19 protein-coding genes are annotated in these 21,812 nt (G+C 54.3%); 13 read left to right on the forward strand and 6 right to left on the reverse strand.

Features of this window, described 5'->3' with window-relative positions; translation table 11 throughout:
- Positions 1-25 precede the first annotated feature (25 nt).
- A complete protein-coding gene (locus ACRRUX_RS03830; protein ID WP_432527349.1) occupies positions 26-988 on the reverse strand; it encodes a LysR family transcriptional regulator in 963 nt (320 codons plus the stop codon).
- A 273-nt stretch (positions 989-1,261) separates the two neighbouring features.
- Between ACRRUX_RS03830 and ACRRUX_RS03835 the strand changes: the two genes are divergently transcribed.
- The 4 genes from ACRRUX_RS03835 (at position 1,262) to menE (ending at position 7,063) form a co-directional block, all read left to right on the forward strand.
- Positions 1,262-1,561 carry a multiheme c-type cytochrome gene (locus tag ACRRUX_RS03835; RefSeq protein ID WP_432527351.1) on the forward strand — a complete coding sequence of 100 codons (300 nt, stop codon included), beginning with the start codon at positions 1,262-1,264 and terminating at the stop codon, positions 1,559-1,561.
- 338 nt (positions 1,562-1,899) lie between these two features.
- Entirely contained in the window at positions 1,900-3,612 is a 1,713-nt protein-coding gene (gene menD, locus ACRRUX_RS03840; RefSeq protein WP_432527353.1) for a 2-succinyl-5-enolpyruvyl-6-hydroxy-3-cyclohexene-1-carboxylic-acid synthase, read from the forward strand.
- Positions 3,612-5,606: an o-succinylbenzoate synthase gene (menC, locus tag ACRRUX_RS03845; protein WP_432527355.1), complete on the forward strand. Its 1,995-nt coding sequence runs from the start codon at positions 3,612-3,614 to the stop codon at positions 5,604-5,606. The genes menD and menC overlap by 1 nt, the downstream gene beginning before the upstream one ends.
- Positions 5,603-7,063 carry an o-succinylbenzoate--CoA ligase gene (gene menE / locus ACRRUX_RS03850; protein ID WP_432527357.1) on the forward strand — a complete coding sequence of 487 codons (1,461 nt, stop codon included), beginning with the start codon at positions 5,603-5,605 and terminating at the stop codon, positions 7,061-7,063. The genes menC and menE overlap by 4 nt, the downstream gene beginning before the upstream one ends.
- A 55-nt stretch (positions 7,064-7,118) precedes the next feature.
- On the opposite strand, the gene rpoH is transcribed toward menE, so the two are convergent.
- From rpoH to ftsY, 4 genes are all read right to left on the reverse strand, one after another.
- A complete protein-coding gene (rpoH, locus tag ACRRUX_RS03855; RefSeq protein WP_432527359.1) occupies positions 7,119-7,985 on the reverse strand; it encodes an RNA polymerase sigma factor RpoH in 867 nt (288 codons plus the stop codon).
- 246 nt (positions 7,986-8,231) lie between these two features.
- Entirely contained in the window at positions 8,232-9,194 is a 963-nt protein-coding gene (ftsX, locus tag ACRRUX_RS03860; RefSeq protein WP_432527361.1) for a permease-like cell division protein FtsX, read from the reverse strand.
- A 10-nt stretch (positions 9,195-9,204) separates the two neighbouring features.
- The gene (gene ftsE / locus ACRRUX_RS03865; RefSeq protein WP_432527363.1) at positions 9,205-9,888 is read right to left on the reverse strand and encodes a cell division ATP-binding protein FtsE; all 684 of its coding nucleotides are present in this window, start codon (positions 9,886-9,888) and stop codon (positions 9,205-9,207) included.
- Positions 9,889-9,895: 7 nt separating this feature from the next.
- Positions 9,896-11,824: a signal recognition particle-docking protein FtsY gene (gene ftsY / locus ACRRUX_RS03870; protein WP_432527365.1), complete on the reverse strand. Its 1,929-nt coding sequence runs from the start codon at positions 11,822-11,824 to the stop codon at positions 9,896-9,898.
- 260 nt (positions 11,825-12,084) lie between these two features.
- Between ftsY and rsmD the strand changes: the two genes are divergently transcribed.
- Both rsmD and ACRRUX_RS03880 read left to right on the forward strand, forming a co-directional pair.
- Complete coding sequence (rsmD, locus tag ACRRUX_RS03875; protein WP_432527837.1) at positions 12,085-12,726, forward strand: 16S rRNA (guanine(966)-N(2))-methyltransferase RsmD; 642 nt, start codon at positions 12,085-12,087, stop codon at positions 12,724-12,726.
- A gap of 12 nt (positions 12,727-12,738) precedes the next feature.
- On the forward strand, positions 12,739-13,020 hold the full coding sequence (locus tag ACRRUX_RS03880) for a DUF1145 domain-containing protein (RefSeq protein WP_432527367.1): 282 nt from the start codon (positions 12,739-12,741) through the stop codon (positions 13,018-13,020).
- Positions 13,021-13,578: 558 nt separating this feature from the next.
- On the opposite strand, the gene ACRRUX_RS03885 is transcribed toward ACRRUX_RS03880, so the two are convergent.
- Positions 13,579-14,142 carry a NapC/NirT family cytochrome c gene (locus ACRRUX_RS03885; protein ID WP_432527369.1) on the reverse strand — a complete coding sequence of 188 codons (564 nt, stop codon included), beginning with the start codon at positions 14,140-14,142 and terminating at the stop codon, positions 13,579-13,581.
- A gap of 429 nt (positions 14,143-14,571) precedes the next feature.
- Here ACRRUX_RS03885 and ACRRUX_RS03890 point away from each other — a divergent pair, with 429 nt between their 5' ends.
- The 7 genes from ACRRUX_RS03890 to ACRRUX_RS03920 all read left to right on the forward strand — a co-directional run bounded on the left by ACRRUX_RS03890 (position 14,572) and on the right by ACRRUX_RS03920 (position 21,796).
- Entirely contained in the window at positions 14,572-14,994 is a 423-nt protein-coding gene (locus tag ACRRUX_RS03890) for a DUF2057 family protein (RefSeq protein ID WP_432527371.1), read from the forward strand.
- 118 nt (positions 14,995-15,112) lie between these two features.
- Complete coding sequence (locus ACRRUX_RS03895; protein ID WP_432527373.1) at positions 15,113-15,457, forward strand: hypothetical protein; 345 nt, start codon at positions 15,113-15,115, stop codon at positions 15,455-15,457.
- A 137-nt stretch (positions 15,458-15,594) separates the two neighbouring features.
- Positions 15,595-16,020 carry a DUF2057 family protein gene (locus tag ACRRUX_RS03900; protein WP_432527375.1) on the forward strand — a complete coding sequence of 142 codons (426 nt, stop codon included), beginning with the start codon at positions 15,595-15,597 and terminating at the stop codon, positions 16,018-16,020.
- An 87-nt stretch (positions 16,021-16,107) separates the two neighbouring features.
- Complete coding sequence (locus tag ACRRUX_RS03905; protein ID WP_432527377.1) at positions 16,108-16,503, forward strand: hypothetical protein; 396 nt, start codon at positions 16,108-16,110, stop codon at positions 16,501-16,503.
- 152 nt (positions 16,504-16,655) lie between these two features.
- Positions 16,656-17,078 (forward strand): heavy metal-binding domain-containing protein, encoded by a 423-nt coding sequence (locus ACRRUX_RS03910; protein WP_432527379.1) that lies wholly within the window; start codon positions 16,656-16,658, stop codon positions 17,076-17,078.
- A 35-nt stretch (positions 17,079-17,113) separates the two neighbouring features.
- The gene (locus ACRRUX_RS03915; protein ID WP_432527839.1) at positions 17,114-18,631 is read left to right on the forward strand and encodes an efflux RND transporter periplasmic adaptor subunit; all 1,518 of its coding nucleotides are present in this window, start codon (positions 17,114-17,116) and stop codon (positions 18,629-18,631) included.
- 15 nt (positions 18,632-18,646) lie between these two features.
- Complete coding sequence (locus ACRRUX_RS03920; protein WP_432527381.1) at positions 18,647-21,796, forward strand: efflux RND transporter permease subunit; 3,150 nt, start codon at positions 18,647-18,649, stop codon at positions 21,794-21,796.
- The last annotated feature ends 16 nt before the right edge of the window (positions 21,797-21,812 follow it).

A 21,812-nucleotide genomic window follows, 5' to 3' on the forward strand; every position in this document is an offset into this window, starting at 1 on the left:
TTTTTAACCTTCAAAATTATATCAATTACTTCGCGTTTACCTGCTCCATGATATAACTCTTGATGGCCGAGATAAGCAGCGGCGGGATTTTTTCGCGACGATCCAGACGACAGATAAAGCCATATTTAGGCGGCGCCACTCTGTCATGCAATCTGGCGAACTCTGCCTCAGACAGAGCCACAGCCTTCATCCCGGGGAAACGGGTCATAAACTCGGCTGCACAGGCGGTACCCAGGAATGACACGGCGTTGGACTGCATCAGGCTTTCCAGCAAGGTTGCCAGACTGGCGGTACGCTGGGTGACGTTCAGGGTCATCTCCTGCTTGGCGCAGAAGACTTCAAATGGGTCCACTTCATCATTGAAACCCGGCATCTGAGTGACTACAAATGGATACTGAGCGATCTGCTCCAGCACCAGTTGTTCCTCAGCCCACAGCGGATGATCTTCAGCAGCGACCGCATAAATCACGCCACCATCACACACAGGCTCGGCCGTGATCATCGACACCCCCTGCTTACTGCAATCGGCTGTGCGGGTACATTCCCTGTGAGTGACCGCGATACAGACATTGCCTTTGACCACATCTTCACAGATACCACGACGTGTTGGTTTTACCGCAAACGACAGGCCGGGATAGATGAGTTTCAGGGTCTTTTCCAGGTAATCAGGCAGGCCTACGGAGAAGGTTGGCGGCACCGCAATGACGCACTCTTTGACCTCGACATCCCGGCTGTTTTGCTGGATCAGATCTTCTGTCAGCGACACAACCTGACTGACCACAGGGTAGAGCTGATGCGCCCGGGCAGTGGGTACAAAGCCTGTCTTCTTGCGGATAAACAGGGTATCTGCATAGAGGTCACGCAAGCCGGACAGATAGCGGCTCACTTTTGACTGTGAAATATCATACATCTCGGCAACGAGTCGCGCGCTGCCGGTTTCGTAAATTGATTTAAAGACAAAGAATGCCCTGATTTCCTGATCCAACATTTTATTTACCAACGCAATTATAGTTATATATTTTGAGCGTCAATATAGCGCCAATTTCCATTTTATAGAATTAAAATCTTGTGAAATGAATAGATTGCACTGGAATTCACAATATTAAAATATGAAATAAAAGCAAACTCTCACATATTGGAAACATGGCCGTTTATTTTTATTTTGAGGCGGTTATTATCTCGCCAGTTCAAACGACAGGTGCAGTAAACCTCGTTTTTGGGAGAGGTGAGAGCACCATCCCCCTGACTGGAGGTTTGCGTGATGAAGTGGATAGTTCTGGCGTGTCTGCTGTGGGTTCCACAGGCGTGGGCACTGGATGATTGCAGCAAATGCCATGACGATAAGTGGCAGGTGACTCCGGCACACGTTTGGATAGAAACGCAGCATCATATTGACGCCGTCGTCTGCGTCGACTGCCACCGTTGGCAGGATGGTAAAGACCTGCCTCCTGTGCTGCCAAGCATGGCCAGCCTGCAGAAAGATTGTGGCAGTTGCCACCAGACCCCTGCGGATTTGGCATCCATGATGAACATGGAACAATATGAGCAGCTGACCAACTGAGTCGGTCAACAACAACACGATTTCCCTGCAAGGTTCGTACGCTTCATCACGTACGGGCCTTTTTTCTTTTCTGCGCCTGACCACTGCTTCTGCGCTTAAAGCCACGCCATTGCAGACCAACCCATACAAAGCCCGGTGACAACGACTCTGACAACTCACATTCGGCAGCACACCGTTGGATCAGTTCAACAATGAAATAAGTATAAAGATTTAAGCCTGATAGGGAGTTGGGCGTCACAACCTTCTATGCCGTCAGGTATTACGCTAAAATCCAAGCCATTCAATTTACTGCCGGCACGTCACAACCACCGGCAGCTCGATAGACAGGGTACTGACAGATGCAAACCCACCAAATCGCCGAGCTGAATCTGCTCTGGGGCGCCTTGATACTGGAAGAACTGGCCCGCCTGGGCGTTAAGCATGTATGTATGGCGCCGGGGTCACGCTCCACGCCGCTGACGCTGGCGGCTGCCAGACAGTCCAAACTCAGACAGCACCTGCATTTTGATGAGCGGGGTCTGGGCTTTTTGGCGCTGGGCCTGGCCAAGGCCAGTAAAGCACCGGTGGCAATCATCACCACCTCTGGCACCGCAGTCGCCAACCTGTATCCCGCCATAGTGGAAGCCTGGCTGACCCATGTGCCTTTGATTGTGCTGTCCGGTGACAGACCGCCTGAGCTGCTGGATTGCGGTGCCAATCAGGCGATTGTGCAGCCGGGGATCTTTGCCGGCTATGCACGGCAGATGAACCTGCCGACACCGGATCTGTCGATTGCGCCGCAGGCGCTGCTCAGCAGCATTGATGATGCGGTCAGCAATCAGTACCAGCCACTGCATATCAACTGTATGTACCGTGAGCCCCTGTATCCCAGCGCCGAAGCGGGCGATCACTTTGCCGACTACCTGCGCCCGCTGGCCAACTGGCAACAAGGCACGGCGCCTTGGACCCAGGTGGCAGTTTGTCGCCCCTGCACACTGCCAACAGCAGAGCAACTCACCGCCTTTGCCAATGCCAAAGGGGTGATAGTGGCCGGTACTTTGCCACCCGAAGAGCAGCCTGAAGCCTTGATCGCCCTTGCCAATCAGCTGGGCTGGCCAGTGCTGACCGACGCCCAGTGCCAGCTGCGCCAGCACCATCAGGCCATTGGTCATATTGACCAGTTGCTGCAGCAGCCTGATGCCCGCACCCTGCTGGAGCAGGCTGAGCATGTACTGGTGGTGGGCGGACGCCTGCTGTCCAAGCGGCTCATCAGTTTCCTCGCCGCTCATTCCTGGCAGGCTTACTGGCAACTGCTGCCCCGTCAGGAACGGCTCGATCCCAGTCACAACCCCAAGCATTTGTTTACCGCGCCACTGAGTGTATTTGCCGCTCTGCCGTTCCCGTCATCATCCGGGAAAGACTGGGCGCAGCCACTGATGACGCATAACCAAAACGTCGAGCAGTTACTGGTTAACGAAATCGATGAGGGCGAATTCGGCGAAGCACAGGTGATCCGCACCATTGCCAGCGCCCCGGCGCATCAGCTGTTTATCGGTAACAGTCTGCCCATCCGCATGTTCGACATGTTTGCGCCGCCGCGCCAGGGCGACACCAGTGTCACCTACACCAACCGTGGCGCGTCCGGCATCGATGGCCTGCTGGCCACCGCCTGCGGGGTTGCCGCCCATGCCGATGCACCAACCACGCTGGTGATTGGCGATCTGAGTCAATTGCATGACCTCAATTCCATGGCGATTGCCCGCACTGCCAAAGGTCCACTGGTGCTGGTGATCCTCAACAATGACGGCGGCAATATCTTCAACCTGCTGCCGGTTCCCAACGAGGCGCTGCGCAGCCAGTATTACCGCCTGAGCCACGGTCTGAGCTTCGAAGGGGCCGCGTCCATGTTTGGCCTGCCTTACCAGCGTCCGAGCAACCTTGAGGCGTTCGAGCAGGCTTACCGACAGGCGCTGAGCCATGCCGGTGCCAGCGTGATTGAAGTGTGCGTTACGCCCAATCAGGCCAGCGACCAGATCGCCGCCATCGGCAAACTGATCCGGCAGGGACTCTGATGTCAGCCCTGGGCGGTGTCGCGTCCCCAACGTCCAGCCTGCTTGCCAGCCGCTGCAACGGTGAGCGCACGCTGCCAACCCTGGTGCTGCTGCACGGCTTTCTTGGCAGCAAGGATGACTGGCAGCCTCTGCTGCCCTATCTGCGCGAGCACTTTTACTGTATCGCGCTGGATCTGCCCGGCCATGGTGACAGCGCTGCAATCTCCCTGCCCACCCCGGGCTTTGATGCCTGCAGCGATCTGATTATCCGCACTTTGGACAGCCTGGGTGTCGCTCAATTTGCCCTGCTGGGATACTCCCTGGGCGGACGGATTGCCCTGCATCTGGCGCAGCGCTTGAGTCAGCAGTCGCCCTCACGATTGACGGCGCTGCTGCTGGAGTCCTGTCATCCCGGCTTGCAGGATGACGCAGAGCGTGAGGCCAGAGCCCGCAATGATGCCCGCTGGGCGAAGCGGCTGACACAGGAGCCACTGACAACCGTGCTGGCCGACTGGTATCAGCAGCCGGTATTTGCCGATCTCAGTGATGTCCAGAAACGGGATTTGGTTGTCAAACGCAGTCAGGCCGATGCCAGCGAGCTGGTCAACTGCTACCGCGCCACCTCGCTGGCACTGCAGCAGGATCTCTGGTCTGTACCTGATGCGCTGACCTGCCCTGTAGTGTTCTTCGCCGCGCAGCGTGACAGCAAATTCCGCGCACTGGCCCGTCGCTGGCGCGATCAAGGCAGGCTTAACTGCCGGATTATTGCCGGGGCTGGCCACAATATTCATATCGAGCAGCCCAAACTGCTCGCTCACGCCATTATGGAGCAGCTTCATATGTCGCAGGATGCAGACGCGATATCCACGCCTATCACTATCCAATCCGCCGCGCTGTATCAATACCGCATCCCGCTGCAGCCCATGCTGCCGGTGGGCAGCGCGCGCATCAATGAGCGCCAGGGCCTGGTGCTGGCCATTGAATGTGATGATGGTACCCGGGCAGTGACCGAAATTGCGCCTTTGTCAGGGGAAGATCATCAGGGCAATGCCTTCAGCGGCTTCAGTCGTGAATCTCTGGGACAGGTCATTGCCTGGCTGCAATCTCAGCTGACTTCCCTGCCCGGTCAAAGCCCGGATACCCTGCTGACACTCTCGGCACACACACCTTATCCCAGCGCCGCACTGGGGCTCAGTCTGGCTGCCGCCAAGCTGAGCGACGATCTGCCTGCCATCAGACAGAAACAAAGACCGATCCCGCTGCTGTATATTCCGGATTTGAGTGCCCAGGACTTAACAGCTCAAAATGAAGCAGCCCGGAGTGAAACTGCTCAGAGTGCTGACGCCATCAGCCAGAGAGCCTTCAACGAGAGAGCCATCAGCCAGAAAGTAGCGGCACACATCGCTGAGCGTGTCAGCGCCCTGAGCCCCGATGTGCAGCAGGTGAAAGTCAAAGTGGGCCAGCTGCCGATGGCGCAGGAAATTGCGCTCATCCATCAGATTTTGGCCGCGAATCCGAAACTCAAGCTGCGGCTTGATGCCAATCGCGCATTTACCCTGGAGCAGGCACTGGATTTCTGCGCCTGCCTGCCACTGGACGCCATCGAGTACATCGAAGAGCCCTGTCAGGATCCTGCAGACAATATTGAGCTGCATCAGGCACTGGGCATACTGTATGCGCTGGATGAATCCCTCAATGACCCGGATTATCGCTTCGAGCCTGCGCCCGGATTATGTGCACTGGTGATCAAACCTATGCTGACAGGCAGCCTGTACCGCTTGAGTGAGTTGATACTGACCGCCGATGCCCATGGGGTGCGCTCAGTGCTCAGCTCAGCCCTGGAAAGCTCACTGGGGATCAATGATATCCGCACCCTCGCCGCCTGGCTGACGCCCACTGAATCACCGGGCGTCGACACCCTGGGCGCCTTTACTCAGGCATTGATTGCGCCATTGGCCGATAAACCCTGCCTGCAGCTCAATGACCTGACACTGATTGGAGAGTACCGGCTATGACCTGGACGCTGTCACCTTTGCACCAGGCGGCTGTTGATGCGCCGCAGGCCATCGCGGTTTGCGCAGCGGGACAGCAACTGAGTTACCAGCAGCTGAGCCAGAGGGTATTGGCCCTGGCCACCAGCCTCAGCAATCAGGGGTTAGGGCGCGGCGATGTGCTGGGCGTGATCAGCAGCAACCGCCTGGAGATGCTGATGCTGTACTGGGCCTGCCTGGATATCGGCGCGCTGTTCTGTCCCGTGTCCCCCAAATTCCCACCAGCACAAATCACGACTCTGCTTAAGCGCTGTGGCGCCAGATACTACTGGTCTGATGCCGGGTTGCCTGGCTCTGGGTCTAACGCTGGGCCTGAGCAAGCACTCACCGCCAATCCGCTTAACACAGCTTCACTCACACCACTGACACTGGATTTCAATGCCGTTGCCACCCAGACTCCGGCGATGCTGGATGACACCCAGGCGGCCAATATTATCTTTACCTCAGGCTCCAGCGGCATGCCCAAAGCGGCGGTGCACAATCTGGCGCAGCATATGGCCAGCGCCGTGGGCTCGGCCAGTCTGATCGCACTGACCGAAGGCGATCGCTGGCTGGCTTCACTGCCGCTGTTTCATATCGGTGGCCTGGCAATCCTTAATCGCTGTGCGGCTGCCCGCGCCTGCGTGGTGTTTGCCGACGCCGGTCAGCCGCTGGCACAGCAACTGCTCAGTCACCAAATCACTCATCTGTCTTTGGTCGCCACCCAGCTGCAGCGATTGCTGCAACAGGCGCAGGACAGTCTCAAATACATTAAAGCCCTGTTGCTGGGCGGCGGCGCCATCGCTCAGCCACTGCTGGATAAGCTGGATACACTCGGCATCCACGCCTTCACCAGCTATGGCATGACGGAGATGGCATCACAGATCACCACCGGCAAAGCGCTGGGCGACGGCAGCAGTGGCAAGCTGTTGCCCGGACGTGAGCTGATCCTGCGCGATGGGGTGATCTGGGTGCGCGGCGCAACCCTGTTTATGGGGTATTTGAGCGATACAGGCCTTGAGCGGCAAACCGATTCTCAAGGTTGGTTCTGCACCAAAGACAGAGGTTACTGGGATGATGCCGGGCATCTGCATATCTGCGGCCGCAGTGACAACATGTTCGTTTGCGGCGGCGAGAATCTACAGCCCGAAGAAGTAGAAGCTGTGCTGAAACAGTTACCCGGAGTCGAGGATGCGCTGGTGTTTGCCCTGGCAGATGAGGAGTTCGGCTGCCTGCCGGCGGCCATCATCAAAGGACAGATACCCTCGCAGGTTCAGGCCGATGAGTTTATCTGCCGCCATATCGCCAGATTCAAGCGCCCCAGAGCTTATTTCAGCTGGCCTGCCGGGGTGGCGCAAACCGGCCTTAAGATAAACCGCCGGCAGCTGATTGATGCGGTGCGCCGAAATGAGGGACTGTTACCGGGTAAAGAAAAGGGCTAGCGCCAGAAACAACAAAGCCCGCATCTGCGGGCTTTGAATTATCCGGGGTTGTTGCTTAGAAAGATTCCAGACACAGCTGTTGTTTCAGCTTATTCATGGCGTTCTTTTCCAGCTGACGGATACGTTCAGCCGACACCTGATACTTGTCTGCCAGCTCCTGCAGGGTGGCCTTGTCATCATCCAGCCAACGAGTCTGCAGAATGTACTGGCTGCGCTCATCCAGAGTCTTGATGGCCGACAACAGACGCGCCTGGGCGTCGTTTTCCCAGTTATCGTTTTCTACCTGAGCCGCGATATCGGAAGAGTGGTCCTCCAGATACAGGGCCGGGGCGAAATCGTGATCATCTTCGTTGTCGCTGGCCAGATCGAAGGCTGGATCCTGCGCCGCCATACGCGATTCCATCTCCAGCACATCCTCTTTGGATACCCCGAGATTTTCCGCCACCATATCCACTTCAGCATCGGTAAACCAACCCAGACGCTTCTTAGCTTTGCGCAGATTAAAGAACAACTTACGTTGCGCCTTGGTGGTTGCCACCTTAACGATACGCCAGTTCTTCAACACATATTCATGAATTTCCGCTTTGATCCAGTGCACCGCAAAGGACACCAGGCGTACCCCCACATCGGGGTCAAAGCGCTTAACGGCCTTCATCAGACCGATATTACCTTCCTGGATCAAGTCCGCCTGAGGCAGGCCGTAGCCGGAATAACCCTTGGCGACATGCACAACGAATCTCAGGTGGGACATAATCAACATCTTGGCCGCCTGCAGGTCACCTGTTTCCTGCAAACGCTTGGCAAAACGATACTCTTCCTCGGCATCCAGAACAGGAATACTGTTCACCGATTGGATATAAGCATCGAGGCTGGCGCTTCCCTGAGGAACCATCAGTGCCATAGATTGCGTCTGTTCAGTCATTCACGCTCCTGTAAGATAAATCGTTGTTCCGGTTTAAGTTAGCCGAATAATGTGGCTGTTTACCGAAATAATTGATGCTTTTTGCAACAATTCTTGCTGCTGAACTATCGTTGAATTCATCCGGACTGTCAACCAAGCCCGGGGATTAAGACCCCATTTCTGAAGTAAAGTTCATACTCTCAAAAGACGGTGGCAGGCCTGTGGCCGGGCCGCGACAAAAGATCAGCAAATCTTGGTAAACGAATGTTACTGCGGCTCAATGGCCCGCAGGTGCTGACGCACCGACACATAAGAGCCCAACCAGCCCAAAAACGAGGCGACACCCACCAGTTGCAACAGTTCGCCAAAGGTCAGCGCCTGCATGCTGATTTGGCTGCCGTACAGCCCCAGCAATTCAGCCAGCGCGCCGTCCAGATACCAGACCAGCAGGTTGATGATGACCCAGGCCAGCACCCCGCCAATCACCCCGTACCAGATACCCGTGTACAGAAATGGCCGTTGGATAAAGCCCTCGGTGGCACCCACCAGTTTCATCACTTCAATCTCGGTACGGCGATTCATGATCGCCAGCCGTATGGTGTTTCCAATGATCAGCACCACAGCCAAAATCAGTAATGCTGCCACCGCAGATACAGTACGCTGCAGCAGCTTTACACCGGCCTGCAATCGCTCAAGCCATTCGATATCCAGTCGCCCCATGCTCACTTCCGGCTGTTGCTGCAATTTATCCAGCAACTCCCGGGCACCCTGCGGACTGGAATAACGGCTGGTTGGCGTTACCATCACCACCGCCGGCAGCGGATTGGAGTCCAGATACGACAGCGCATCACCAAAGCCGGACAGAGTCTGAAACTCCTCCAGCGCCTGCTCGCGGTTGATATAGCTGACTTCCGCCACTTCCGGGAACACCTTAATGCGGGTGATCAGGCTCTGAATCGCCTGCTCGCTGCGGCCTTCGTCGATAAACAGGGAGATCTGCGCCGCGCTGTCCCAGCTGTGAGTGATGGATTCGGCGTTTTTCACCAGCACCTGCAAGGCGGCCGGCAGACTCAGGCTGACGCCGAGTACCGCCATGGTCATCAGCGATGACACCGGGTTCCGCCACAGCTCGCCCATGCTGGCCATCGCCTGCTGAATATGGCGGATGAAAAACATCACAATGCGGCCGGTAAACGGCAATTTGCTGCGGTTAAGTGGTGCCTGGGTCATCCCTGTATCCTCAATAATCCTGGCCAGTGGCCAGTTCATCGGCACCCAGCATACGTCCCTGTTTCAGTGTCAGGGTGCGGTATTTCATGCGGGCGATCAGTCCCAGATCATGGGTGGCAATCAACACGCTGGTGCCGGCGTCGTTGAAGGTTTCAAACAAACGCAGAATATCCATCGACAGTTTGGGGTCGAGGTTACCGGTCGGCTCATCGGCCAGCAGCAAAGGTGGCTTGTTGACAATGGCGCGGGCTATGCCGACCCGCTGCTGTTCACCGCCGGACAGCATCACGGGCGAGTGTTTGTGTTTCCCGTACAGGCCGACCATATCCAACGCGCCATCCACCCGCTTGCGGATTTCCCCCAGGGAAAAGCCTTCGATCACCAGTGGCAGCGCCACATTATCGAACACGCTTTTATCCATCAGCAGGTGGTGGTTCTGGAAAATCATACCGATATGACGGCGCAGGTAAGGCACCTGAGTACGGCTGATGTTGGCAATATTGTGGCCGTTAATGGACACCTTGCCGGCACTGGCGCGCTCAATCACAGTGATCAGCTTGAGCAGGGTACTCTTGCCCGCTCCGGAGTGACCGGTCAAAAACGCCATTTCACCCTGTTTAAGATGAAAACTGACATCCGTCAGCGCCTTCTGGCCACCCGGGTAGACCTTGCTTACCTGCTCGAAGCGAATCATGACTGTGTTATTGTTCCTTGTCGTGACTGAAAAGCGCGTCAATAAAGTCTTTGGCGTCGAACTGACGCAGATCGTCGATCTGCTCACCCACACCTATGTAACGGATAGGAATACCAAACTTATCGGCAATCGCAAAGATCACCCCGCCTTTGGCGGTGCCATCGAGCTTGGTGATACTGATACCGGTCACCCCTACCGCTTCCTGGAACAGCTGCGCCTGGCTGATGGCGTTCTGGCCGGTGCTGGCATCCAGCGTCAGCATCACCTCGTGGGGGGCATCAACATCCAGCTTCTTCATCACCCGCACCACTTTCTTGAGCTCTTCCATCAGGTGGCTCTTGTTCTGCAGACGACCGGCGGTATCGGCAATCAACACATCTACGCCACGGGCCTTGGCGGCCTGCAGTGCATCAAACAGTACTGAGGCACTGTCGGCACCTGTGTGCTGGGCAATCACAGGAATATTGTTGCGCTGTCCCCACACCTGCAGCTGCTCAACCGCCGCGGCGCGGAAAGTATCACCGGCAGCCAGCATCACTGACTTGCCTTCACGCTGATATTGTTTAGCCAGCTTACCAATGGTGGTGGTCTTACCTACGCCGTTCACCCCAACCATGAGGATCACGAAAGGACCATTGGCGTTTTGTGGTACCAGCGGAATGCTCACTGGCTCCAGGGTGTCTTGCATCTCCTTGCGCAGCAGCTCGTACAGGGCTTCGGCGTCTTTCAGTTGTTTACGGCTGGCATGATCGGTCAGGTTGTTGATGAGCTTGGTGGTGGTTTCCACCCCCACATCGGCGATCAGCAGCTGCTCTTCCAGCTCTTCAAACAGATCATCATCGATTTTCTTGCCACGGAACAGGCTGATAAAGCCACTGCCAATGTTCTCGCTGGTGCGCATCAAACCACGCTTCAGACGGGCAAAAAAGCCTTCTTTCACCGGCTTTTCCTGTGGCTCAGGCTGGCGCTCGGCTTGTGCTTCTTCAGCACCCTTTTCAGCCTCTGCAGCCAAGCGGGCGGCTTCTTCCGCCTGACGCTGCGCTTCAGCCTCTGCCGCCATGCGGGCAGCTTCCTGCGCCTGACGCTGTGCTTCATCCTCTGCCGCCAAGCGAGCGGCTTCCTGCGCCTGACGCTGTGCTTCGGCCTCTGCTGCCAAGCGGGCGGCTTCCTGCGCCTGACGTTGTGCTTCAGCTTCTGCCGCCAAGCGGGCAGCTTCCTGCGCCTGACGCTGTGCTTCAACCTCTGCTGCCAAGCGGGCAGCTTCCTCTGCCTGACGCTGTGCTTCAGCCTCTGCCATTTCTCTGGCCAGAGCGGCAATACGCTCCTGCTCAATACGTGCAGCTTCGGCAGCCAAGTGTTGCTGACGCTCAGCTTCAATGCGAGCCAACTCCTCAGCCTGCAGACGAGCCTGCTCTGCTGCTATTTCCGCAGCCAGTCTGGCTTGCTCTTCGGCTTGCAAACGAGCTGATTCTTCCGCCTGACGCTGGATCTCAGCTTCTGCGGCCAAACGGGCTGTTTCCTCTGCCTGACGCTGTGCTTCGGCCTCAGCAGCATTCTTTTCAGCTTCTAAACGGGCAGCTTCTTCTACCTGCCGTTGTGCCTCAGCTTCTGCAGCCAAACGGGCTGTTTCCTCCGCCTGACGCTGTGCTTCAGCCTCAGCGGCATTCTTTTCAGCTTCTAAACGGGCAGCTTCTTCTGCCTGCCGTTGTGCTTCAGCTTCTGCAGCACTCTTTTCAGCAGCCAAACGGACTGCCTCTTCTGCCTGACGCTGTGCTTCGGCCTCAGCGGCACTCTTTTCAGCTTCTAAACGGGCAGCTTCTTCTGCCTCCAGGCGCGCGGCTTCTTCAGCGGCCTGCTGGGCAGCCAACTCCGCAGCTTTATCTTCTTCTTTTGATTTATCTCTGCGGAACCAGGAAAAAAAACCTTTCTTTGCCATGTATGCTACCAATCTTCTTGGGTGGAAATTCTGTCGTTGGGCGTCGCAGTTATATCTGCCGGGAGCGGAGGATTATCCTGATACCGATGAAAACAGCCCAAACTGACCTGGGATGAGCGTTCCCCCAACTGGGTCAGTTCATGTAAAATAGCGCCCCCATACCAGTCACCAATGCCTTATCAGCTTGGATGTGCGGCTGGCTGAACACGAGGCTGCATAGTCTACCACTTTCTTTCTTCAGGCAAAATCACGGGGGCATGATGGCCAGAAATAAGCCAGGCAGCGGCCAGGTTAGAATCATTGCAGGGCAGTGGCGCTCGCGTAAGCTGCCTATTCAGGATCTTGAAGGGCTGCGCCCCACCACTGACAGAGTTCGAGAGACTCTGTTTAACTGGCTCAGCGGCGAGCTGTCCGGAGCCCGGGTGCTGGATTGCTTTGGCGGCAGCGGTGCCCTGGCCATGGAGGCGCTGTCGCGCTACGCCAGTTATGCCCGGGTCTTTGAGCTGCAAAAGAGCGCCGTGGTACAACTGCAAAACAACCTGAAAACACTCAAATGTGAACAGGCGGATGTGATAGCTGGTGACAGCCTGCAGTTGCTGGCCCAGGGGCCGGCCGGACAACGGGCAGTCAAAGACAAAGAGTCAGCCAAAGGCTTCGATATCATTTTTATCGATCCGCCATTTCGCAAAGGGCTGGCCGATAACTGCATCCGCGCGCTGACCACGTATCAATGGTTGAATGCCGACGCCCTTATCTATATTGAGACCGAAGCAGAACTGCAGGCGCTGCCTGTACCTGCCGATTGGACTCAGTTGAAAGAAAAGACTGCAGGTCAGGTGTGTTATCGCCTGTACCGCTACGAACCCTCTACCCAACAGGCTGAACAACCACAGCCGGAATAACGAGAACAAACGATGAAAACTGTATTAATGGCGGGAAAAGCCATGACCCTGTTTGCCTGGGGCGTGATGATATTCAACCTGTTTATGCCATTTCCCGGCAACGCCGCCGTGGCGCTGAATATTCTGTTGCTGGTGACCGCCTTTATGCATGGCATGCAGGTGTTGATGTTTTACGGCATGTTCAGTCAACATATGCGGCTCACTAAAAAGGACTTTTTGACTGTATTTGGTTTTGGGGTGTTTGCCCTGCTGGAATATCGCAGGAAACTGATGGCGCAATTGCAAAACGCCTGATCGCCGGATATTCACCGTGCCTGCAGTGTTGCGGGCACATTTAAATAACACCTGACCATTCATCTCCGTCTATTGACCCGGATTGGGTTGCGAAATCACAATCAGATTACGAAGCCACAGACAAATCAGCAATGACTTAATTAGTAATTGCCAACCAATTAAAATCAGCAAGCGAGGTTTCTGCGCCCCGGCATTACCGCAAATAACCGCCCATCTGTTTGTCGTCATGTTGATTATGTTGCGGTTGGATTATCTGTTTAAGCTATTGCAAATCCGCCGAGCCATCAAAGTAATATGGTCATGCCTGCGCGGCAGAGGTGGTGAACACTTTATCTGGCTTGCAGCTTCCACCTATTGAATTACGCCATACCGCCGGTTCCAATGGCTTTCGGCAATCTTACATTTCTTCCGCCACGACATTTTCCACTTTACCGCTCACAGGCTTAAACGTTTCCATTGGCATCTGGCTCCGGCACCGCAGGCATCTTTACACCAGAAACAAAAACCCCCGCCGACTGGCAGGGGGCTTAAACATCAAGCTGTTACTCTGATATCCAATTAGTTCTTTGGATATGGGTGAGCTACACCTTTATGACAGTCAACACAGGTCTTTCTGTCTTCTGGGGCTTTCTTGAAGTTCATTTCATGCATTCTGACAGCCATCTTCTTCATTTCTGGAGATGGATTCTCATAAATACGGTTGTGACAGTTCTGACAGGTAGAAGAGTCAATGGAACGCAGGTAATCACGGGCCAGTTCGGCCTGCTGCTTACGGTTGGTTTCCAGCCAGTCCTGAGTTTCAAAACCATCAATAGTCAGGTAACCGATGATGTCCTTGGACACCACGATTTTCTTAACCAGATAGTTGAATGGCTCCTGGGCAATGTGACACTGCTGACACTGCACCACGATACCTGCACTGTTGGCGCCGTGTGGAGATTCCAGCACTTCATCCTGCAGTGAGTGACCCGCGTGACAAGTCATACAGAAGGCATCTGTACTGGTTGCATGCAGGGTAGTTTGAGTTGCAAAAAAGCCAACCGCGCCGATCACGATACCCACGATCAGCAGGGCCAGTATTGAGTATTTTGCGCTGGGTTTAAAAAGTGCACGCCAGTTCATCACTCTCTCCGATTTTTCAGTAATTAGAAAACTATAGAATTCTTTTTTTTAGTGTATGCGTTTTACATTTTCAGAAAATTGACTCGAGGCCAATAAACGAAAAATTACACAAACTTAGTATAAAAATGCGATCCAGATCTTGCTGAGCCTGTTGCAGTGTAAGTTCAATCTGTTAACAGACGACAAAATGCAGATGCCATATTGCTTGCGTCACCGCTATTTTATCATCAGCTATTTGACTGATATTCCCCCAAACAGGTGATCATGCGCACATTTTGCAATCGCCGATAAAAATCTTTCTGATCTTCGGAACCCTAACTTGCTCTCTCCGGTCAACTATTACAAGTCGATGGCTAATAAAGCATGGGCTGAAACTGAAGAAGTAAACTCTCAATGTCTTGAATAAACACCTCAAAGGAGAAACAGACAATGAAAACACTACGACTAATCCTGCCAGCCTTGCTGTCGCTGGCCAGCTTGCAGGCCAGCGCCGGGAGCCTGAGCGTAAGCGATAACCTGACTATAGAATCGGTTGACGGTGAACTGATGAATACACGCCAGGTTCAACTGGCCGAAGGTATTCATATGGTTGCACTGAGATTCAGTGATTTTTATGCCATCAATGCAGAAGACTCAAGCTGGGTACGCTCTGGTCCGCTGTTTACCGAAATCAACATTGAACCCGGCGAACAACTGGCGCTCAGTACTTACCCATTGCTCTCGGAAGAGGATGCGCGGGAGTTTCTGCAAACTCCGCAAGTCAGCGTTCAATCCAATAAAAGGGAGGATGGAAAACAAGCACTGATGAATCAGGTGCAGGTGATAACCCGACTGCTACAGGAGCAAAACTAGTGGCAGTTGCACGTAAAATGTTCGAACGGAAGCTGTTTAATGCGGTAAATGAAACTTTTTCCATTCGGCCTTTGTCACATCGGATAACCCCGGTATAAACCAGGCATTACACCTCGCTATGAAACTGAGAATCGGCAAATTGGCAATCTTAATCGCACTTCTGTGGCAACTTCTGGTCGCCTCAGTGCTTGCCATGCCCGCTTCAATGCTCGAGCAGGTTCATCATGCCAGCTCAGGTTCACACCATGCTGAACTTGTTACCTCCTCCACCTCAGAAGCAAGCGAATGCTGTCTGCCCATGGCAACAGAACACTGCGGTCAACACTGCGTAACTCTGTGGCTGAATACAGATAAACCATTGATTCCTTCTGAATCATCCGGAAATGGCAGAATTCTGCTACCGCAACAACTTGCGTTGACCGGATTACCTGCAGATATCAACCGTCCTCCAATCAAAAGTTAATTCGCTGCACTCTTGGTGCAGATCACTGTTTGGCCACAATTAACTAACTATGATTCAACAGCATATCTAGAAATGGCTGGGCTTTTTTGCCCCTCTTATTTGCCATTCGATAGCGACCCTAATTGGAGAAAATAATAATGAAATCAACTATCCGCTTTGTATCTGCAATCACATTTTCTTTGGCTGCGCTGAGCGCTCAAGCCGCCACCCTGACCGTGGGTGACAACCTGATGATCGAGTCCATCAATGGACAGGTCGTCTCCGGCGAGCAGGTACAACTTGCAGCAGGCAATCACCTGGTTGAACTGAGATTCAGCGATCGCTATTACACCAACGCCAACAGCAGCGGTAACTGGGTTAAATCTGCCCCGCTGTTTACTCAAATCAGCCTGACTGAAGATGAAGCTCTATCACTGCAAACACCCAAACTGAGCAACGAGGTTCAGGCGCGGGAATATGTGCGTCAGCCTGTGGTCACTCTGACCTCTGCAAACGGCCGTAATGAAAATTTATCGCTGCAAACTCAAGCACAATTAATGAGTCAGTTACTGGCAGCAATGTGATCTGAAACTCACATTTATCGTTAAACAGGAGCAACACTTGTGGTTGCTCCTGTGATACACTCAGGCCATCCATTATCAGGAATGATTATGATTAACCGATTCAAGTCACCACTGCTGACACTGCTTACCATGCTTGCACTTCTGGTGCAGAGCGTGGCTTTTGGTGCGCAATCTGTGACCCCTGTTTCAGTTGATATGCATCAAACTATGATGATGGATGGCAATCACTGCGCACCTGACATGGCAATGACCGCCATGGATTGTTGTGACAATGATGCTCAGGCCTCCGGCAATTCCTGCTGTGATGGTCAGGGCAGCTGCAGCGGCGACTGCGTTCACTGTCTGAGCATCTCAGTAACAGGCACACTGCTGAGTGACAGCCGTTGGCCGGATGCCCTGCCTTGCGGCACACTTCTGGTTGCCTATCTACCTCACTTCCACTCCATAGCTTTACCAAAGGCGCTCAGGCCTCCAATCGCCTGATCCCGCTTGCCCGCACCTGTTTATTGGTCGGGCTGTTCTACCGGTGCCTCACCGGATCTTAACTACTGGTAATTTTTGCCGTTTTCTCAGGCCAGCTTGTACATAGCTGATGCCATGCAGTACACGGCCATCAACTCGATGGAGTGATAATAATGAAGACCCTGATTAATCTGGTTTTATCCGCTTTTCTGCTGTTCTCTGCCGCGCCTTCAATGGCGATGGATCATCATGCCGCTCACCAGAGCCACGAATGCCCTATGCATCCTGAAGTAACAGGTATGCAGGGCGACACCTGCCCTAAATGCGGTATGGATCTTGAGCCTGCAGCCAAACAAGGCAAGGCCGGTTACCACTGCCCTATGTGTCCGGGCGTTGAAGGCGACAAGGGTGACAGCTGCCCTAAGTGCGGCATGGATTTGGAAGCAAAGGCCGGTTACAACTGCCCGATGCATCCAGAAGTGACTGGTCAGCAGGGTGACTCCTGCCCCAAGTGCGGCATGGATCTGGAGTCCACTGCCCAAGGTCAAGGTCAAGGTCATGGCCACGGCCACATGAAACACCATAAGCATCATTAATTCCGGGTGGAAGTGAGGTACATACAATGAAAACCATTAAACCGACAACGGCCGTCCGCAAGCATCATTCAGCGACAGCGACCGCCAGCGCCTGCCTGCTCGGGCTTTCCCTGGCATTCTCACCGGCTTATGCTGCAGCTGGCCAGACGGCAGAACACTCTGAACATCAGACATCTCAGATTGAAGCAGCTCAGAGCCATTACTATTGCCCGATGCACCCTCAGGAAACCAGTGATCATCCGGGACGCTGCCCTATCTGCAAGATGTTTCTGGTAAAAGATGAAGAGCAGGAAGAGGAAACACATTCAGCCCAGCAGCATGCGGGAAATGATCACAGCGCTCACCAGAGTATGAGCAATCAGGCTGCTGACAAAGTATTCAATCACCCTCAGCCTGATCCCCTTGCAAAAGCCAGTGCAGCCCCCGCCAGCGAAGGCAAAATCAAATACGTCTGCCCTATGCACCCGCAAATTGTCAGTGATGAGCAGGGCACCTGCCCCATTTGTGGCATGAATCTCGAGCCGGTCACCATGGCTGCGGATGCGCAGGAAATTGAAATTAACGTATCCGGCGGTATGCAGCAGGCCCTGGCGCTGCGCACCGAGCCTGTAAAACGCGGCACAATGTGGAAATATGTTCGTACAGTCGGTCAGGTGGACTATGACGAAAGCCAAATCGAACATGTTCACGCCCGAGTCAGCGGCTGGATCGAGAAACTGCAGGTCAGCGCTGCCGGCGACAAAATTGAAAAAGGCCAGCTCCTCTATGAACTGTATTCACCTGAGCTGGTAAACGCTCAGGACGATTATCTGCTGGCGATGGAAACCCTGAAACAGTCCAAAAACAGTCAAAGTTATCAGGAGCTGGTGCGTAAGGCCGGGTTGCGACTGGAGCTGTTGGGCATGTCTCAGGCGCAAATTACCAAGCTGGCCAAAACCGGCAAAAGCCAGTACCGGGTACCTTTCTATGCCAAATCCAATGGCGTGGTAAAGACCCTTAGCATTCGGGACGGCATGTATATACAACCCCAAACCGAGATCCTCTCCATGGTGGATCTGTCCAAGGTATGGGTGATCGCCGATGTCTTTGAAAACGAGCAGAGCTGGCTGGAAATCGGCCAGGAAGCTGAGGTCTCTGTGCCCGCAATGGGCCTGCAGGATATCAAAGGGCGGGTGGATTACATCTACCCGGAACTGGACCCGGTAACCCGCAGTTTGCGGGTGCGTATCGTGCTGGACAATCCGGGCGCTGAACTGAGACCCAAGACCCTGGCAAAAGTCGCCCTGTTCGGTGGCGCCAAACGCCAGGCATTGACCATACCTCAGGAAGCCCTGATCCAAACCGGCAAAGAAAACCGGGTTATAGTCAAACTGTCGGATGACACCTTTACTGCCCGTCTGGTCGATGTAGGCATGCAGAGCAAAGGCAAGGCAGAAATCCTCAAAGGCCTGGAGGAAGATGAACTGGTGGTGACATCCGGTCAATTCCTGCTGGATTCAGAAGCCAGCCTTAAAGGCAGCCTGATGCGTCTGAGCTCAGGTCATCAGCACTGACAGGGCGGGTAAACTATGTTGAAACGAATTATTGAAGCCTCGCTCAAGCAACGCTTTATGGTGCTCATTCTGGCCGTCATGATTGCGGCCTGGGGCGTACTTGAGCTGCGAAAAACACCGTTGGATGCGCTGCCTGATCTGTCTGATGTACAGGTAATCATAAAAACCAGCTACCCGGGACAGGCACCGCAACTGGTGGAAGAGCAGGTCACCTATCCGCTGTCCACCGCCATGCTGGCAGTACCCGGAGCCAAAACCGTTCGCGGATTTTCTTTCTTCGGCGATTCCTATGTTTACGTCATCTTCGAAGATGGCACAGACATTTACTGGGCGCGCTCACGGGTACTGGAATACCTCAGTCAGGTCGCCAGCCGCCTGCCGGAAGGAGTACAACCGGCACTGGGACCCGACGCCTCCGGCGTTGGCTGGGTCTATCAATATGCTCTGGTCGATCGCAGCGGCAAACTGGATCTGTCGCAACTCAAGAGCTTGCAGGATTGGTATTTGAAGCTTGAGCTGCAAAGTGTCTCGGGCGTATCAGAGGTTGCCACCGTCGGCGGCATGGAACTGACCTATCAGATCGTGCTGGATCCCGACAAACTGGCGCTTTACAAACTGGATATCGCTTCGGTTAAAAATGCCATCAGTAAAGCCAACAGCGAAGCAGGCGGCTCGGTCGTGGAAATGGCGGAAGCTGAATACATGGTTCGCGCCAAAGGCTATCGCCAAACACTGGCGGATTTTGACACAATTCCACTTGGCGTCACCAGTCCGTCCGGCACACCATTAATGCTCAAAGACATTGCCACTGTCCGCAAGGGCCCGGCCGCCCGCCGTGGTATCGCAGAGCTGGACGGTACCGGCGAGGTCGTTGGTGGCATTGTGGTGATGCGCTACGGTGAAAATGCCCTGAGCACCATAGACGCGGTCAAAGCCAAGTTACAGCAACTGCAGGCTGGTTTACCTGAAGGGGTAGAAATTGTCACCACCTATGACAGATCCCAGCTGATCCTCAATTCCGTCGATAACCTGTACCACAAGGTTATTGAAGAAATGCTGGTTGTAGGTCTGGTGTGTCTGCTGTTTCTGCTGCACGCGCGCTCAACCCTGGTTGCCGTGGTCACTCTGCCATTGTCGATTCTGGTTGCCTTTATCGTCATGAATCACATGGGGGTGAACGCCAACATCATGAGTCTGGGCGGCATCGCCATTGCCATTGGTGCCGTGGTGGACGGTGCGATTGTGATGATTGAAAACCTGCACAAACACCTGGAACACTTCAAGGATGAGCATCAGCGGGAGCCGGATGCCACAGAGCACTGGAAAATTGTTGCCGAAGCCTCGGTAGAGGTCGGCCCGGCGCTGTTCTTCTCTCTGTTGATTATCACTTTGAGTTTTGTTCCTGTGTTTACTCTGGAAGCTCAGGAGGGACGACTGTTTACCCCACTGGCTTACACCAAAACCTTTGCCATGGCCGCAGCCGCCATATTGTCCATCACGCTGGTACCGGTACTGATGGGCTATTTTATTCGCGGCAAAATTCCCTCCGAGCAAAGTAACCCGATTAGCCGGGTGCTGATCGCTCTGTACAAACCAGTTCTCAAGTTGGTATTGCGCTTCCCGAAAACCACAGTAGTGCTGGCATTGGCAGCGTTGATCAGTGCCTGGTACCCCTATTCCCATATGGGTCGCGAATTCATGCCTGAATTGGAAGAAGGCGATTTGCTGTATATGCCGACCACCCTGCCGGGGATCAGCGCCGGTAAGGCGGCGGAAATTTTGCAGCAAACGGACCGGTTGATTAAAACCGTGCCTGAGGTGGAGCGGGTATTCGGTAAGGTCGGCCGCGCCGATTCAGCAACCGATCCAGCGCCACTGACCATGCTGGAAACCACCATCATGCTCAAACCCAGAGACGAATGGCGTGAAGGCATGACGCTCGAAGGGGTCATAGATCAGCTGCAGGCAACAGTGAAAGTACCAGGTATGACCAACGCCTGGGTACAACCCATCAAGACCCGGATCGACATGCTTTCCACTGGCATTAAAACCCCTGTGGGTATCAAAATCACCGGTGCCGATGTCGAAGAATTGCAGCGGATCGGTGCCGAAATTGAAGCCATTCTGGCACCATTGCCCGGCACTCAGTCGGCCTATGCGGAGCGGGTTGGTGGCGGACGTTACATAGACGTGACGCCGAAACTGGAAGTTGCCTCCCGTTATGGCATGACGCTCACCGATATTCAGGATGTGGTACGCTATGCAGTAGGCGGCATGAAGGTCGGCGAATCGGTGCAGGGTGCAGAACGTTATCCGATCAACCTGCGCTATCCAAGAGAGTTGCGGGATAATCTGGAAAAACTGCGGGATTTGCCGGTAATCACCAAAACCGGGCATTACCTGCCGCTGGCTAATCTGGCCGATCTGCAGATCACCGATGGCGCTCCTATGCTCAAGAGCGAGAATGGTCGGTTAATCTCCTGGGTATTTGTCGATATCAAAGGCATGTCTGTCGGTGAATATATTGACCAGGCCAAGTCGGCGCTCAGCACCAAACTACAACTGCCACCAAGATACAGTTACAGTTTTGCCGGTCAGTACGAATACATGCAGCGGGTAGAAGCCAAACTCAAGACTGTCATCCCCATGATGCTGGCGGTGATCTTCATGCTGCTGATGCTGACATTCGGCTCTGCCGTACAGGCCAGTGTGATTATGCTGAGTCTGCCATTTGCCCTGGTCGGCTCGACCTGGTTACTGTACCTGCTCGACTTCAACCTGTCGGTTGCGGTCGCGGTCGGTATGATTGCGCTGGCCGGCGTCGCAGCCGAATTTGGTGTGGTGATGTTGGTGTATTTGAACAACGCCATTAAGCAGCATCAAAAGCAAGGCAGATATCAGACCACTGACGACCTGAAAGATGCACTGATAGAAGGAGCGGTCATGCGTATTAGGCCAAAAGCCATGACGGTAGCCACCATCTTCTTTGGTCTATTGCCCATCATGTGGGGCGCAGGCAGCGGGAATGAAGTGATGCAGAAAATTGCCGCCCCCATGGTTGGCGGTATGGTTACGGCACCGATATTGTCATTGTTCGTTCTGCCTGCACTCTATCTGCTGATTTATGGCCGTAAGCTCAGCAGGCCACAGCACAATGAAGCCTGACAACATCGGGCGTCAT

The organism is Shewanella sp. GXUN23E (assembly GCF_050865035.1).
GTDB lineage: Bacteria > Pseudomonadota > Gammaproteobacteria > Enterobacterales > Shewanellaceae > Shewanella.

Coding starts and splice junctions, on each gene's coding strand:
- ACRRUX_RS03830 (WP_432527349.1), bottom strand. CDS start 988: ATGTTGGATCAGGAAATCAGGGCATTCTTTGTCTTTAAATCAATTTAC.
- ACRRUX_RS03835 (WP_432527351.1), top strand. CDS start 1,262: ATGAAGTGGATAGTTCTGGCGTGTCTGCTGTGGGTTCCACAGGCGTGG.
- menD (WP_432527353.1), top strand. CDS start 1,900: ATGCAAACCCACCAAATCGCCGAGCTGAATCTGCTCTGGGGCGCCTTG.
- menC (WP_432527355.1), top strand. CDS start 3,612: ATGTCAGCCCTGGGCGGTGTCGCGTCCCCAACGTCCAGCCTGCTTGCC.
- menE (WP_432527357.1), top strand. CDS start 5,603: ATGACCTGGACGCTGTCACCTTTGCACCAGGCGGCTGTTGATGCGCCG.
- rpoH (WP_432527359.1), bottom strand. CDS start 7,985: ATGACTGAACAGACGCAATCTATGGCACTGATGGTTCCTCAGGGAAGC.
- ftsX (WP_432527361.1), bottom strand. CDS start 9,194: ATGACCCAGGCACCACTTAACCGCAGCAAATTGCCGTTTACCGGCCGC.
- ftsE (WP_432527363.1), bottom strand. CDS start 9,888: ATGATTCGCTTCGAGCAGGTAAGCAAGGTCTACCCGGGTGGCCAGAAG.
- ftsY (WP_432527365.1), bottom strand. CDS start 11,824: ATGGCAAAGAAAGGTTTTTTTTCCTGGTTCCGCAGAGATAAATCAAAA.
- rsmD (WP_432527837.1), top strand. CDS start 12,085: ATGGCCAGAAATAAGCCAGGCAGCGGCCAGGTTAGAATCATTGCAGGG.
- ACRRUX_RS03880 (WP_432527367.1), top strand. CDS start 12,739: ATGAAAACTGTATTAATGGCGGGAAAAGCCATGACCCTGTTTGCCTGG.
- ACRRUX_RS03885 (WP_432527369.1), bottom strand. CDS start 14,142: ATGAACTGGCGTGCACTTTTTAAACCCAGCGCAAAATACTCAATACTG.
- ACRRUX_RS03890 (WP_432527371.1), top strand. CDS start 14,572: ATGAAAACACTACGACTAATCCTGCCAGCCTTGCTGTCGCTGGCCAGC.
- ACRRUX_RS03895 (WP_432527373.1), top strand. CDS start 15,113: ATGAAACTGAGAATCGGCAAATTGGCAATCTTAATCGCACTTCTGTGG.
- ACRRUX_RS03900 (WP_432527375.1), top strand. CDS start 15,595: ATGAAATCAACTATCCGCTTTGTATCTGCAATCACATTTTCTTTGGCT.
- ACRRUX_RS03905 (WP_432527377.1), top strand. CDS start 16,108: ATGATTAACCGATTCAAGTCACCACTGCTGACACTGCTTACCATGCTT.
- ACRRUX_RS03910 (WP_432527379.1), top strand. CDS start 16,656: ATGAAGACCCTGATTAATCTGGTTTTATCCGCTTTTCTGCTGTTCTCT.
- ACRRUX_RS03920 (WP_432527381.1), top strand. CDS start 18,647: ATGTTGAAACGAATTATTGAAGCCTCGCTCAAGCAACGCTTTATGGTG.